This window comes from Virgibacillus sp. W0181, from assembly GCF_051846915.1.
Taxonomy (GTDB): domain Bacteria; phylum Bacillota; class Bacilli; order Bacillales; family Amphibacillaceae; genus JBPYCR01.
In genome coordinates this window covers 25068-38188 of sequence record NZ_JBPYCR010000005.1, presented here as the reverse complement: position 1 = coordinate 38188, position 13121 = coordinate 25068, and the positions used below count along the sequence as shown (strand labels likewise).

Annotated in this window: 17 protein-coding genes; 1 reads left to right on the top strand and 16 read right to left on the bottom strand. The window is 38.5% G+C overall.

All coding sequences use genetic code 11. The features are described 5' to 3' along the window. The first annotated feature begins 95 nt into the window (after positions 1 to 95). Positions 96 to 1055 carry an IS30 family transposase gene (locus ACLIBG_RS03825; protein WP_439311396.1) on the top strand — a complete coding sequence of 320 codons (960 nt, stop codon included), beginning with the start codon at positions 96 to 98 and terminating at the stop codon, positions 1053 to 1055. Positions 1056 to 1251: 196 nt separating this feature from the next. Here the strand turns inward: ACLIBG_RS03825 and ACLIBG_RS03820 are convergent, their stop codons facing one another. From ACLIBG_RS03820 to ACLIBG_RS03745, 16 genes are all read right to left on the bottom strand, one after another. Beyond that, positions 1252 to 1605 carry a flagellar protein FliT gene (locus tag ACLIBG_RS03820; protein WP_439311395.1) on the bottom strand — a complete coding sequence of 118 codons (354 nt, stop codon included), beginning with the start codon at positions 1603 to 1605 and terminating at the stop codon, positions 1252 to 1254. Further along, the gene (gene fliS / locus ACLIBG_RS03815; RefSeq protein ID WP_439311394.1) at positions 1605 to 2006 is read right to left on the bottom strand and encodes a flagellar export chaperone FliS; all 402 of its coding nucleotides are present in this window, start codon (positions 2004 to 2006) and stop codon (positions 1605 to 1607) included. The genes ACLIBG_RS03820 and fliS overlap by 1 nt, the downstream gene beginning before the upstream one ends. A 42-nt stretch (positions 2007 to 2048) precedes the next feature. Then, a complete protein-coding gene (locus ACLIBG_RS03810; protein WP_439311393.1) occupies positions 2049 to 3545 on the bottom strand; it encodes a flagellar hook-associated protein 2 in 1497 nt (498 codons plus the stop codon). Positions 3546 to 3559: 14 nt separating this feature from the next. Next, positions 3560 to 3916: a flagellar protein FlaG gene (flaG, locus tag ACLIBG_RS03805; RefSeq protein WP_439311392.1), complete on the bottom strand. Its 357-nt coding sequence runs from the start codon at positions 3914 to 3916 to the stop codon at positions 3560 to 3562. Positions 3917 to 4028: 112 nt separating this feature from the next. Then, complete coding sequence (gene csrA, locus ACLIBG_RS03800) at positions 4029 to 4256, bottom strand: carbon storage regulator CsrA (RefSeq protein ID WP_439311391.1); 228 nt, start codon at positions 4254 to 4256, stop codon at positions 4029 to 4031. 2 nt (positions 4257 to 4258) lie between these two features. Further along, complete coding sequence (fliW, locus tag ACLIBG_RS03795) at positions 4259 to 4708, bottom strand: flagellar assembly protein FliW (protein ID WP_439311390.1); 450 nt, start codon at positions 4706 to 4708, stop codon at positions 4259 to 4261. Positions 4709 to 4745: 37 nt separating this feature from the next. Next, complete coding sequence (locus ACLIBG_RS03790; RefSeq protein ID WP_439311389.1) at positions 4746 to 5318, bottom strand: DUF6470 family protein; 573 nt, start codon at positions 5316 to 5318, stop codon at positions 4746 to 4748. 111 nt (positions 5319 to 5429) lie between these two features. Continuing rightward, positions 5430 to 6302: a flagellar hook-associated protein FlgL gene (gene flgL, locus ACLIBG_RS03785; RefSeq protein ID WP_439311388.1), complete on the bottom strand. Its 873-nt coding sequence runs from the start codon at positions 6300 to 6302 to the stop codon at positions 5430 to 5432. Positions 6303 to 6312: 10 nt separating this feature from the next. Continuing rightward, positions 6313 to 7881, bottom strand: a complete 1569-nt coding sequence (flgK, locus tag ACLIBG_RS03780; protein ID WP_439311387.1) for a flagellar hook-associated protein FlgK — start codon at positions 7879 to 7881, stop codon at positions 6313 to 6315. Between the two features lie 30 nt (positions 7882 to 7911). Beyond that, a complete protein-coding gene (locus tag ACLIBG_RS03775) occupies positions 7912 to 8409 on the bottom strand; it encodes a flagellar protein FlgN (RefSeq protein ID WP_439311386.1) in 498 nt (165 codons plus the stop codon). Positions 8410 to 8423: 14 nt separating this feature from the next. Beyond that, positions 8424 to 8687: a flagellar biosynthesis anti-sigma factor FlgM gene (gene flgM / locus ACLIBG_RS03770; RefSeq protein WP_439311385.1), complete on the bottom strand. Its 264-nt coding sequence runs from the start codon at positions 8685 to 8687 to the stop codon at positions 8424 to 8426. Positions 8688 to 8788: 101 nt separating this feature from the next. Beyond that, the gene (locus ACLIBG_RS03765; protein WP_439311384.1) at positions 8789 to 9223 is read right to left on the bottom strand and encodes a TIGR03826 family flagellar region protein; all 435 of its coding nucleotides are present in this window, start codon (positions 9221 to 9223) and stop codon (positions 8789 to 8791) included. A 53-nt stretch (positions 9224 to 9276) separates the two neighbouring features. Then, entirely contained in the window at positions 9277 to 9960 is a 684-nt protein-coding gene (locus ACLIBG_RS03760; protein WP_439311383.1) for a ComF family protein, read from the bottom strand. A gap of 1 nt (position 9961) precedes the next feature. Next, positions 9962 to 11047 (bottom strand): DEAD/DEAH box helicase, encoded by a 1086-nt coding sequence (locus tag ACLIBG_RS03755; protein WP_439311382.1) that lies wholly within the window; start codon positions 11045 to 11047, stop codon positions 9962 to 9964. A gap of 448 nt (positions 11048 to 11495) precedes the next feature. Continuing rightward, complete coding sequence (locus tag ACLIBG_RS03750; RefSeq protein ID WP_439311381.1) at positions 11496 to 12341, bottom strand: DegV family protein; 846 nt, start codon at positions 12339 to 12341, stop codon at positions 11496 to 11498. A 40-nt stretch (positions 12342 to 12381) separates the two neighbouring features. Continuing rightward, a complete protein-coding gene (locus ACLIBG_RS03745; RefSeq protein ID WP_439311380.1) occupies positions 12382 to 13074 on the bottom strand; it encodes a response regulator in 693 nt (230 codons plus the stop codon). Positions 13075 to 13121 lie beyond the last annotated feature (47 nt).

Here is a 13121-nt window from a genome sequence, read left to right as displayed (position 1 = left end):
CGTCGATTGTAAAATTAAGCTAGACAACTAAAAAAGTCATTCGTGGTACACTCGATATGTGTTTCCAACCACAGAAAACATAGGAGTGATCACAAATGACCTACACCCATCTTACCACGGATGAACTTGTGATGATAGAATCTTATTATCATCAGCGTATCCCTGTTATGAAAATCTCAGAGCTTTTAAAACGTTCACGTCAAACGATTTACAACGTTACTAACTTTTTCCACAAAGGGCATACTGCCCTTGATTACTATAAGCAATACAAAGAAAATAAAAAACGTTGTGGAAGACATACAATCATTTTGCCTGAGAAACAACAGGCATACATCAAAGAGAAAGTTGCCAAAGGCTGGACACCTGATGTCATTATTGGTCGTGCTGAAAAGCCTGTGAACTGTTCTATGCGTACCCTTTATCGTCAATTCAAAAATGGAATATTTGATAAAACGACGCTTCCAATGAAAGGAAAAAGGAAACCAAATGGTCATCAAGAGCGTCGAGGAAAACAAGCTTTTAAGCGAAATATTGCTGAAAGAAAAATAGATTATCCCGCCTTCAAGAGAGAGTTCGGACACATAGAAGGAGACACCATTGTTGGAGTTCATCACAAAAGTGCTGTCATCACATTAGTTGAACGTCTTTCAAAAGTTATCTTTACCTTGAAACCAAAAGGACGTAAGGCAAGTGATATTGAAACTACCTTGAATCAATGGTTTCAGTCCATTCCTAGAAACATGTTTAAATCAATCACATTTGATTGCGGGAAAGAGTTTTCCAATTGGAAGTCACTTTGTAATCAACACGACGTCGCTATTTATTTTGCAGATCCAGGAACGCCTTCTCAGCGTGCCTTGAATGAAAATTCCAACGGCTTACTGCGAAAGGACGGTCTGCCAAAGGAAATGGACTTTAATCAAGTCAATCAGGCTTTCATTACATCAGTCGCAGACAAGAGAAATCAAATACCAAGAAAATCTTTAAATTATCAAACACCATTGGAAACATTATCAAGGTACGTAAACGAATCAGATTTGTCTAGCTTATATTGACAAATGAAAATATAAAAAAGCGAAAGAGCCTTGCTTAGAAACGTAGCGACTGTGCCAACTCAAAGCTGGTGATTCGATGTTGGAACTGTAGCTTCTCTTTCGCCCCACCGTAAAGAATTGTACGTCGAAGCTAGACAGCTATGCGAAAATTTTTATAGTTTCTTTTCATTTGAAAAAAAGCCTTTAAAGGCCTTTTTCACTGTTTACTATCCATATACATACCATCTGTTGTCTGAAGTTTTCCATATGGGTTAATATATGTCCGATTCGATTTTTTTTGTTTTTTTACTTGCTTCATATCCTGCTTTAATTCATCGAAAAGGTTATTCATTTTTAATTTAATTTTCTCATTTGAGGCGATTATTTGTTTGCCGATTTGTTCTTCTTGCTCAGTATATGGCGGCTTCATTTGCTCTATATATACGGCGCGTTCATTAATCAACTGATTAGCAGCAGCGATCACTTCGTCTCGTGTATTTATCGTAACCGGCTGTTCCAATATATTTTCCAATTTTATTGTCAGGTTATAAAGGTGTTCCAATTGATTCATTACACTTGTGCACCTTGTGCATATTTTTGGGGTGCTGCTTTTTTCATTACTTCTTTCCATGTATTACGGAAGTCAGAAACAAATTCCAGAACTTCTTCCAAAGCCATGCTATCATTTTGAATGTTCGCTTCTTGAAGTCGATAATTCATATATTCATATAATGGAAGGAGCTGGCTGGATATTTCCGCTTTTTGGTCAAGTGTCAGCATTAATTCCTGAATAATGTCCTGTGCTTTTTGAATGTGTTTGTTTTTTCCTTCGAAATCTTTTTCTTCCAAGTCTTTCATTGCTTGTTTAATAAATTTAATACAGCCATTATAGAGCATTAACGTTAATTGGCCTTTTGATGCCGTATTTACTGCATTGTTTTGGTATGTTTCATACTGTTTAATTGGGGACATTCCGTTTACACTCCTATCAGAATGGTTTTTATTAAAGTAAAGTTACATTCCGCCCCCGCCAAATTGGGAAAAAAGCTGGGCAGATTGATCGTTTAATCGTTGAATTGTTTTTTCCATTTGAGTAAACTGATTCCAGTATCTGTTTTCAACACGAACCATTCTTGCCTCAAAATCAAAAATTCGTTCATTTAATTCTTTCATTCGTTTCCCTAATGTATAGTTATCCAATGTATGAGTACTTTTTCCTGCACGTTTTTCAATGTTATCTTTTGTCGCTTTAATTTCTTTGTCTAAACGGTTAACCAAACCTTCACTACTATCTGTTGCGCGATTGGAAAATAATTTATACACTTCATTCGGTTTATCTCGTAATGCATCCTTTAATTGTTTTTCATCCACTACGAGTTTCCCGCCATCCAAGTAGTTTTTACTTGTAGTTATGCCAATATGATTGATGGAGGTAATATCTCCGCCCGTATCAACTTGGGAATACCAGCTTCTGCGCATGGCGTACATACTGTTGGAAATGACCGCTTCCCCTCTTAAGAGCCCGCTTTTTGCTTTTTCTTCCCATTTCTTAATTTGATCCTCTGACATTTCTTCTTTTTGTTCATCTGTAAGTGGTTTGAAATCACGATGAATTTCTTCGGTTTGGGATTTGTTCATCTTATCAATAACTTCATTGTATTTATCCACAAAAGCCATAACCGTCTCAAAGGACGTTTCCACGTCTGTTGTTACAGTAAGGCGTGCATTACCGGTTGTTTCATTATGGAACTGCATATTTATCCCGTTTAATTCATAAGAATTGTTCTGCGTTTCAATATCCAGTCCATTATTATACGTAAATTTCGCATTTTGTCCGCCTGTTTCTTTTGCAGTGTCCAGTTTCAATACCTCTGTGAAAAAAGAGTTGTAATTTTGGGAATTGGGATCCGAGTCAAATACAATTTCTTTACCATTTTCATTATAGCTGCCGGTTCTTGTCGTCTCCAATACAACTTGTTCTGTTTGGGCATCGTAAAAGGCCCGAACATTGTTGTCTTCTTTCGTAATACGTTTCAAAACCTGATTTAAAGTATCGCCTTCTTTTATCTCAAATGAGTGCGGTTGCCCACTCCCATCTTTATCAAATGTTTGAAAAGAATAGGTGCCATGCATCGTACTATCCAATAGAGCATTAGCATCATCAATCGCAGGCGGCTCTGTGCTAACATTAATCGCACTCGTTGCCAGTTGGGTAACGTTAATTTCATACATCCCATTGGCTGTACTTGTGTTACCAGTTGCCACAACCGCATTCTCCTGTGAAGATGTTACCTTTTTTGGATTGTACGTATATGACATCTTCATATCCGACATCATTCTTTCCAAATCCAGCACCGAGCGATTCACTTCCCGAAAAGCGTCTCGTTTCCACGTTAACATCGTACGCTTTTCTTCCATTCGATCAAGCGGCATCCGTTCAGCTTCCATCAGCTTATTAACCATGGATTCAATGTCCATTCCAGTAGCTAGTCCCCCAACACGCATCACCATTTCAACCGCCTCCTTTAAATCTTCTCATCAATTAAAATCCCCATAAAATTAGCCATTGCTGCATACATGTCCAGCATTTTCTTTGGCGGAATTTCTTTAATTACTTCGTTTGTCAATGGGTTTACCACTGTTACGTAATATTCATTTAACTCATCATGAAATTCGAATTTCAAATTTGTTTGCTGCGGATCGATAAACCCGTTTAGTTGATCAACAACGGTTTCAACATCTTTGGCATGAATCGGGTCTTCACTATTCCCATTTTCTTCATTGTTGTGTTTTACAATTCGATTCATAACTGACATGCGGTTTTTTATGTAGTCATCGTTGTATAAAGGTTCTTTTCCAGTCGGCACCTTTTCTATTTTCATTGTGTAGACAACTCCCCGCTATCCTTATTTAATCTTACCTGTTATATCGGATAGAACGAGGTATTTGTTAAGAAAATATGCACAATTAGAAGTTTTAACCTAAAAATAATAACTATTTTTCTTTTTTTGTCTTCAACAATGAAGTAAGGTCAACTGGTGTATTGGCTGCTTCATTGTTTTCCTTCTGGATCATATCATAAAGTTCCTTTCGATATACGTCGACAGATGACGGAGCATGAATTCCTAATTTAACTTGATCTCCCTCAATACTAATTACTTTGACCTCTATATTCTCACCAATTTGAATGGCTTCACTTTTCTTTCTTGAAAGTACAAGCATGGCTAATCTCCTTTCGCCTTTGTAGTTTCAGGTGGAACAAGTGGAGCCTTTGCAGGATAATCATCCAAATTTAAAATATATTGCTTCCCTTGCTTATGGGCTGAATGGATGACGAGAGGGGCTTTTAAATTTAACGTACTTTTACTAAACGGTTCTTTCACGGTAACAATCGTATATACAGCAACATCTTCCGGTTTCTTAATTTGCAGCTTTTGTACGACGGATTCGTCCAAGTCAAATATATAGTTTTCATAAAACCGATAAGGGTTGGCGATAATAAAAGCAAGCGTTGGCGTTTTCACAGATTGCAGCGTTTGAAAGATGTCATTATCTGGTATATGCAACAAAACAAATTCCTTCTCTTCAATAAAACCAGGTAACCCTTCCGGAAATTGAATGATTTTTTCTTGATCAATTTCAATCTCACCTAAATACTTCGTCTGAATATCCATTATAATTGTGTTCACTCCTCATTAGCTTTTCCAATATTTATATAGAATCGGAAAAAAGATGGATAAAATCAATTTCAAGCTGCGCATATTGTTCCATCGCAACCTCAACATTTCCTCTTTCATGTGAAATTTCGGGATTATTCTTTACCACTTGAATAACTGGCTTATTCTCTTGTGCTTTAATTTTTATTTCTGCAGGTTCATAGTGAATTTTCACAGCAAAGGGGGACGGAATAAACTTCATCCCAATTCGCTTCATTTGATTATGACCATTGACAAGGGCCTGTTCTTTAATCGGATTGCTCTTCAGTTCAATGCGCATAAGCTGCGTTCCTTGTTCCGCTCTTCGCCCAGTGCCTTCGTTAGCACTGTTTAATCCCGCCTGGGCCTGTTTTTCTACCAGTTTACGTGTACTCATTAGATTCATTTCCTCCCACGCTTGTGTCTGATCAATGGATAGCTTGGAAGGTATTTTTTCTATGGAAATTTCTGCTTTCGGCTGTTCGATGGATAAATCGGCATGCGGTTGTTTTATCATTTGTTTTCCGGCTTGTTGCTGAATACTGATTTGAGCGAGTTGTGATTCCATTCTAAATTGAGGTAATTGCATCATGAAAACCTCCAGAGTTTTCGACATATCATTACGGTTTGAATAGAAGGTAAAACAGGAAAGCCCTGTACCTCGTTAAACTGGAGGCAGGGCTGCAATTATTAGCTACATTCAACGAAGAAAGTCGATCAAGGAAGGCTGGATGATTCGTGATCCGGCTGCGAGCGCAGCACGGTGAAGCGTTTCCTGCGTCATTAAATTAGTAATCGCCACTTCAAAATCAATATCTTCATTATTGGACATCGTTCTTTTTGCAATAATTTCTTGTTCGTCCAAGCGATTTTCAACTAATTCTAACCGGTTCATCCGTGCCCCAAGATCAGCACGTGCTTTAATGATTTCAGTTGCACTGTTATCCATTGTTTCGATATGACTGGAAATATTATCGACGTTGTCATTTCCTAAATCATCGATGAAATTCTGGACATTATCAAAAAGTTCCTTAGTAAAGACATCATCGGGATTCACATTTGCTTGAATTTCTATATCCTTTGATACTTCAATCATAACTGATGTTGAATTTTCAGGATATGTACCGTTTTCTAAATTTACCGGTTTTTCATTCGTATTCGTGCCATTAAAAATAAACTTCCCATTCACTTTTGTATTAGCAATTTCGGCTAGATGCTCTTTTAATTGTTCGGCTTCTTCTTTTATACTGTTTCTTTCTTCGCTACCGTAAGGAGCATTGCTAGCTTGTACAGCAAGTTCATTAAGACGGTGCATCGTCTTTGTAGCTTTATCGAGTGCGGCGTCTGAATTATCCATCCAATTATGAATTTCACCCGTGTTTCTTTTGTATTGTTCAACTTCGGTTACTTGTGTTCGATAATTCATGCCTTTCATCGCAATTACCGGATCTTCAGATGGCCGGCTAATTTTCTTTCCGGTATATAGTTGTTCCATATATTTATCCATTTTCGTCTGGCTGCTCATTAAATTACGTAGCATATTATTCGACAGCATCGTTTGAGTAATTCGCATGATTATCCCCTTACCTTCCGACAAGTCCCATATTATTTATGACCCGATCAAGCATTTCATCAACAGTTGTCATGCTTCTTGCAGCAGCATTGTATGCATGCTGAAATTGAATCATATTCGACATTTCCTCATCAAGGGAAACGGCACTCGTGCTTAATCGCTCTCTTTCAACTTGTCCAAGCAAAATTTCTGTATTGCCAGCCATTCGGTTCGCTTCCTTTGCTTGCACACCAAGATTGCCTATAACAGAGGCGAAATAATCTCTAACGGAAGCTTGATCCAGTTCATCTAAAGGTTTGTCAAAGATGTTTGCTAACTTCAATGCATTATCTCCATTTCGTGATCCTTTATCTACGGCACCTGTAGCTATTTTGTCCGGATTATCCAGTAATGTTGTATTAACGGTAATTTTCAACGCTTCTCCTGTTCCAGGATTATCAAATGTAAAGAATTCAATTCCTGCTTGCCCATCTAGGTCTACCCCTGCTTGATGTTGCTCATTAAAAGCATTTGCCAGTTCTTTAGCAATTTGATCAAGCTCCGCAAGCATTGCCGGGTAATCACCGGTTACTTCATTACCATCTTTGTAGCCATACGCTTCAATTAATCCGTGCAAAGCGCCAATTGATTCCAAAGGAAGATTCAGTGTTGTGTTTCCAACATGGACGGCTGTTACTTCTTTTTGTCCATTTTCTTCGTTAGAAAACTCTGCCTTTAGCTCATTTATCGTACGAGTGTTGTCATTATCTACTTCAATTAAATAAACATTATCGTTCCCGGTCTTTATCGGTTGACCAGATGAATCAACAAGTTTAATAGATACAATCCCATCGGCAACTTTGAGTGAGCTTTTGCTGCTTTCATGATAATCTACTTCAATATTTACAATTTGAGACAGCTCGTCCAGCAATTGATCCCGTTTGTCGTATAAGTCATTAGGCAAATAGCCATGAGGTTCTACTTTTTGCACTTGGCCATTTATATCATCTATTTGTTTAAGCAAAGAATTAATCGTCGACTTTTTATCGTTATTATCCGGGTCATTATTTACTAAGATATTAATTTGATTATGTAAATCCGTACGAATAGAAGATAGCGACTTAGATAAATAGTTAAGTGTTTCCGTCACCGCTAAACCTCGATTGACTACGACTGATCTTGCACCCGAATTATCCGGGTTGACAGCCAAGTCCTGAAGTGACTGCCAAAATTCATCAATCGTTTTTGCCAATCCACTGTCGGATGGTTCGTTCAGCAGGTTCTCCATTCGACTCAGTGCCTTTGACTTTTCACTCCAATAGCCAACATTGCCACTTTCAGCACGATATTGAAAATCCAAGAATTTATCACGAATCCGCTGTACAGAACCGACATCTACACCTGTGCCCATTTGTCCCGGGAGGCGGGATTGTGTACGGGAAGCTGCAGGGGGATAAGGAGATGCTGTTTCAAAGTTAATGCGTTGTCTGGAATAACCTTCCGTATTTACATTCGATATGTTGTGCCCCGTTGTATAAAGGGCAGATCGTTGGGCATAAAGTGCCTGTTTGGCCATTTCCAGTCCGTGAAATGTACTCATAGCTTGTACTCCTTTTTGTTTATTCTAAGCTTATGCTTTGGAATCAAATAAAGATCGTTTGGATGTGCCTGAAGAAGATTGGTGTTTATTATAATTCATATTTTCAATGGTTGGCTGGATCATATTCAATGACATATGGATGAATTTCATAGATTGGTCAATTAGATCTCTATTTAACTGTTCCTGTTGTTTCAGCTCGGTAATAGTATGGGTTAACTTTGTTGTGATGTTTGCCAGCTCCAGCTTTTCACGTTCGTTTTCTAACATCTCCAGCATGGACGTAACCGTCATTTCCGCTTGCTCAGACGGATTGCCTTGTTTTGATAACCACGCATTCACTTTCTCCATTCGGTCGATTTCGATTTGTTCAAGCAACTGTGTATATTTCCGTTCCTTCGTTAATAAAGCCTGCAGCTCATCGATGGTTCCCTTTTTTATAGCTTCTGTTTTTTGTTCGGATATTTCCAATAAATACGTATGAATATCAACCAACTTTGCAATTGATTGAATAATATTTTGCATGGACATGTACTGTCCTCCTTTTATATCCGCTTTGACCAAAAGTCAATCATCTTTTGTGCAGATCTTTCCGGATTCACGGTATACTCACCGGTATCAACTGCCTTTTTTATTTCTTGCACATACGCAGTTCGTTTTTGACCGGTTTTATTATTCTCCTGGAGTTGTTTCGCTTCATTGGATATATTCAGTTCGTCGTTTTTAGCTGTTTTATGTTTATCTAATGGTTTTTGCAAATGATTCTTATATGCATTTAAGTTCGAAAAATTTGATCCCTGTATTTTCATGAAACCCCTCCTATTTAAGGAAAAATTTAATTTTTATTTAAACATTTTACTCTGTCCATTACTATTTCTATCGACAGACAATCGCCGGTTTTAAATTAATTTCAACCTTTTTTCGTTTTATGTTTATCTATTGCATAATAAATTGTTGATTTTTCCTCTTTTCTCTGTTTTCTTTCTTTTGTTTGTGCTTCCAGCTTTTCTTGCAAATACAATTCGTTCAGCAAAGATCCAGAACATTCCTGACATAATCGCCCTTCACTTATTGGTGCACTGCATTTTTCACAAGGGTAGGCCAGATTAGGAAACTGTGAATTTCTCAGTCTACCCTCCTTAATAAATTTCATAATAAGATCTTTTTCCACTCCGGTAGTTTCAACAATCTCATGGATTGTTGCTTCTCGATTTTTTTGTTTTGATAAGAAGCCATAGACAATATTAAACGCTTCTTCTTCTTTTTGATAACATGTATGGCAAATGTCACGAATGGACTTGGCAAACACTGCTCCACAGCAGGAGCAATTATCCAGCTCAGCCATAATATTACCTCCCGTATTTTAATCATCATTATAACACGTTCATGCACGCTTCTCTATCCTCGCACCAAAGTATAAGAGACCACTTCCGGACACCCATTCTGTTTTAGCAAGCGCGCGGCATGTCTTAGTGTCGTTCCCGTTGTATATATATCATCGACAAGAATAACCGGTTTGTTAATAGTTGTTGCTATTTTAAATGGATTATTGACGGATAAACGTTCCTGGCGTGTTTTCTTGGATTGTTTTTCACTACCCGACCGGTGAAGTATTTCGTGTATTGGCAACGGCAGATAGGTAGCTAGTACATGTGCTTGATTAAAGCCTCTTAATAAATATCTTTCTTCCGTTAATGGAATTGGGACAATAAGCGCGTTTTTATTAAAACGAGGCAAATTAGCAGAAAAAGTTTCCTTGAATATTGATTTAAAGGCAGCAGCAAGACAGTAGTCACCACGGTACTTCCAAGCGGAGATTATTTCCTTCATTTTTTCATTGTAGACATAAATGGAAATATTGAATGTTAATGGGTCCCCTTTGTCACTTTGACGTTCCCACCATAGGCAATCAGGACAAACATCCACAGTTGATTCACGGCTACAACCTTTGCATCGCCTACCCTCAAGAAACTTCAAAGATGTGGAACATTCGCCACATAGTCGTTCTTGTTTTTCACATAAAAACAAATTGCTCCAACTCACTTCAGATACAATCTCCTGATCACACCATAAACAGCTCATTCTATACAAACCCTCCCCGTTTATTCATTGAACGAATGGAACGAATTGAACCAGTTATTGCTGTCGTTTTTCCTTGATGAAAATAGATCACTTCTCCTTTTGGATCATCAGCACTTCTGCCGGCGCGTCCGGCAATTTGCACGAGTGCCGACTCGTCGAATACTTCATGATCGGCTTGGATGACCGCAACATCGATTGATGGAAATGTTACACCTCTTTCCAATATCGTCGTTGTTAGAAGCGCAACTAGTTGATTCTTCCTGAATGCAGCTACTTTTTCCTCTCGATCGGTATCTTCCGCATGTACAGCGGCGATCGCTTGTTTACTCCGGATTATATTTTCTTTAATAAGTACTGTAGCCAGACTTTCAAGCATCTGATTTGCTAGTTCAATCGTCGGGACAAAAACTAGCAACTGGCGTTGTTGATTCTCTCTCTCTTTTAACCAGTGGATAAAAGACTTTGGCAACGCGCCTTTATATAAATCTTTTTTTAAAGAAAAGCACATCTTGCAGGTCGGGACCGGGAGAGGTTTACCATGAAATCGTACCGGGACAAATAGGTGAGGCAATTGGTTCAATTTGATTCGTCTATGAAGTTCTGGTCTTGGAGTCGCTGTTAAGTAAATAATTGTATGTAGTTGTTTTTGTGCACGTGTTGTGGCTAAGGGAAGAGAAGGATCAGCGTGGTATGGAAAAGCATCTATTTCATCAATAATGACAACATCGAATGCTTGTTTAAACCGCATTAGCTGATGGGTAGTAGTTATAATGAGCTGAGTGGTCCCATCTTTATCCCGGCTACCTCCATACAGTGCTTGTATGGGAACAGATGGAAAGGCTTTTTGTAATCTTGGTAGCAATTCCCTGACGACATCTGCCCTTGGTGTAGCAACACAAATACGTTTGCCAAGCTGAAGTGCCGCAGTTAATCCCGGGAAAAGCATTTCTGTTTTTCCGGAACCACAAACAGCCCAGACGAGTAATTCTTTTTCATTTGATCGTATAGCTTGTGCAATGCGGTTTGCAGCAGATTGCTGGATATCTGTCAACTGTCCTTCCCACATGCATGGGTGGGTGTATTTCATCCAGATTACATCTCTTCCTGACCAATAATAAAGTGGTTGGCACGCCATAATCCGTCCCATATTAATGCATTTTCTGCAATATAAGTGGGTTTCATTACATGAGGGGCATGGAATTATGCCAAACAGAGATCTTTTTCGATTGCCGCACCGTTGACATTCATTGTAAAGGAGTCGATGGGTGATAGATGGGACAGGGGTAAACCAGGAGAGTTGTAGAAGTTGTTGAAAAGCTGTTTCTTGCAGATTAATTTCGTTTCGGATCAATAACTTTCCCGCATATCGACTGGCTAGATCGAGTTCTTGTTTAGCCAGTTCGATAGTTGGCCGTTTAATTTGCAGTTTTATTCACTCCCATTTCTTCTAATGTAAATGGTGAAACTTCATTCAAATAAAAAAACAAAACTGCCTGCTGAAGTACTAACCGGTAGTTTTGTTTTCTTATGTAACGTTATTCGGTGTACCAGCTAACACCAAGTGCCCCTTCTCCTAAATGCGTTCCGATAACGGGTCCAAAATGGCTAATCACTGTTTCTATCGACGCGTATTTTTCGGAAAATCCGTCGCGAAGGGCGACCGCTGACTTTTCATCATTCGCATGAATAAAAACGACCTTTTTTACTGTGCCCTTTTTCGCATCTTCTTCCAACATACCCATAATTCGATGAATTGCCTTTTTACTAGTTCGAATTTTTTCAAAAGGTACAATTTTACCATCAACAATATGAAGGATTGGCTTGACCTTCAACAAACCACCAATTAATGCCTGCGCACCGGTCAAGCGCCCTCCTCGCTGTAAATGGGACAAATCATCCACCATAAAATATGCACGTGTATGTTGCTTCATGTCTTCTAGACTGGCAATTATTTTATCTGCCTGATAATCTTGTTCTGCCATTTCGGCAGCTTTTAACCCAAAAAAACCTTGGGCCATCGCACTGAGCTGAGTGTCAAAAGCATATACATCTATGTCGTCAACCATCTCACCGGCACTTTTAGCTGCATGGTATGTACCACTGAATTTACTGGATAGATGAATGGAAATAACCGCGTTATAACCTGCCTTAGCTAACTGCTCAAATGTTTCCATAAATACCCCAACAGATGGTTGGGAAGTAGTCGGCAAGACATCCGACTGTTTTACTTTTTCATAAAACGCTTCAGTTGTAATATCTAGCTCTTCCTGAAAGGATTCTTCACCGAACACAACGCTTAATGGGACCATGTGAATGGCATGTTTTTTTCTTAATTCAGCTGGAATATATGCCGTACTATCTGTAACTACCGCTACCTTCATTCTTATCTCACCCTGCTTTATCAAAATCAAATATACTTCATTATACTACTTCTACCCATCCATTGCGAATAGCGGTAACAACAGCTTGTGTACGATCATTTACATTCATTTTCTGTAAAATATTGCTCACGTGGTTCTTGACCGTCTTTTCACTTATATATAATGATTCGGCAACCGCTCGATTACTTTTTCCTTCCGCCAGTAATTGCAGCACTTGACATTCCCTTTTTGTCAATAAATGAAGCGGTTTTCGATATTCCAATTCAGCACCCGTTCCACCTGAAACATTTTCCCGCACAAGACGTCTATATTCTTCCACCAAATTGTGCGTGACTTTTGGGTGAAGATAGGAACCGCCATCATATACTACTTTTATCGCCTCAATTAGAGAGTCTGTATCCATTTCCTTTAAGAGGTAACCTTGTGCTCCAGTTTTTAACGCGTGTGTTACATAATTTTCATCATCATGAATCGATAGAATAATTACTTTTGTATTAGAAAATTGTTCAACAAGTTCTTTTGTAGCTTCAACACCGTTAGTATTGGGCATATTAATATCCATAAGAACAACATCCGGTTTGTACTCATTTACAAGTGTTACAGCAACATCCCCATCACTACCTTCAGCGACTACATTGAAGCGCGGTTCGAATTCAAGGACGCGTTTGACCCCCTCGCGAAATAACTTGTGATCATCAATTAAAACAATCGAAATGATTTTATCTGTATTCATTTTTTGACTTCCTCCTGCTACTACTCTTTTGTATTTGTTAGTTATTA

Coding starts and splice junctions, on each gene's coding strand:
- ACLIBG_RS03750 (WP_439311381.1), bottom strand. CDS start 12,341: ATGAAGGTAGCGGTAGTTACAGATAGTACGGCATATATTCCAGCTGAA.
- ACLIBG_RS03820 (WP_439311395.1), bottom strand. CDS start 1,605: ATGAATCAATTGGAACACCTTTATAACCTGACAATAAAATTGGAAAAT.
- fliW (WP_439311390.1), bottom strand. CDS start 4,708: ATGGATATTCAGACGAAGTATTTAGGTGAGATTGAAATTGATCAAGAA.
- ACLIBG_RS03790 (WP_439311389.1), bottom strand. CDS start 5,318: ATGCAATTACCTCAATTTAGAATGGAATCACAACTCGCTCAAATCAGT.
- csrA (WP_439311391.1), bottom strand. CDS start 4,256: ATGCTTGTACTTTCAAGAAAGAAAAGTGAAGCCATTCAAATTGGTGAG.
- flgL (WP_439311388.1), bottom strand. CDS start 6,302: ATGCGAATTACTCAAACGATGCTGTCGAATAATATGCTACGTAATTTA.
- flgM (WP_439311385.1), bottom strand. CDS start 8,687: ATGAAAATACAGGGATCAAATTTTTCGAACTTAAATGCATATAAGAAT.
- ACLIBG_RS03765 (WP_439311384.1), bottom strand. CDS start 9,223: ATGGCTGAGCTGGATAATTGCTCCTGCTGTGGAGCAGTGTTTGCCAAG.
- ACLIBG_RS03755 (WP_439311382.1), bottom strand. CDS start 11,047: ATGAAATACACCCACCCATGCATGTGGGAAGGACAGTTGACAGATATC.
- ACLIBG_RS03745 (WP_439311380.1), bottom strand. CDS start 13,074: ATGAATACAGATAAAATCATTTCGATTGTTTTAATTGATGATCACAAG.
- ACLIBG_RS03825 (WP_439311396.1), top strand. CDS start 96: ATGACCTACACCCATCTTACCACGGATGAACTTGTGATGATAGAATCT.
- flaG (WP_439311392.1), bottom strand. CDS start 3,916: ATGAAAATAGAAAAGGTGCCGACTGGAAAAGAACCTTTATACAACGAT.
- ACLIBG_RS03775 (WP_439311386.1), bottom strand. CDS start 8,409: ATGTCCATGCAAAATATTATTCAATCAATTGCAAAGTTGGTTGATATT.
- flgK (WP_439311387.1), bottom strand. CDS start 7,881: ATGAGTACATTTCACGGACTGGAAATGGCCAAACAGGCACTTTATGCC.
- fliS (WP_439311394.1), bottom strand. CDS start 2,006: ATGTCCCCAATTAAACAGTATGAAACATACCAAAACAATGCAGTAAAT.
- ACLIBG_RS03760 (WP_439311383.1), bottom strand. CDS start 9,960: ATGAGCTGTTTATGGTGTGATCAGGAGATTGTATCTGAAGTGAGTTGG.
- ACLIBG_RS03810 (WP_439311393.1), bottom strand. CDS start 3,545: ATGGTGATGCGTGTTGGGGGACTAGCTACTGGAATGGACATTGAATCC.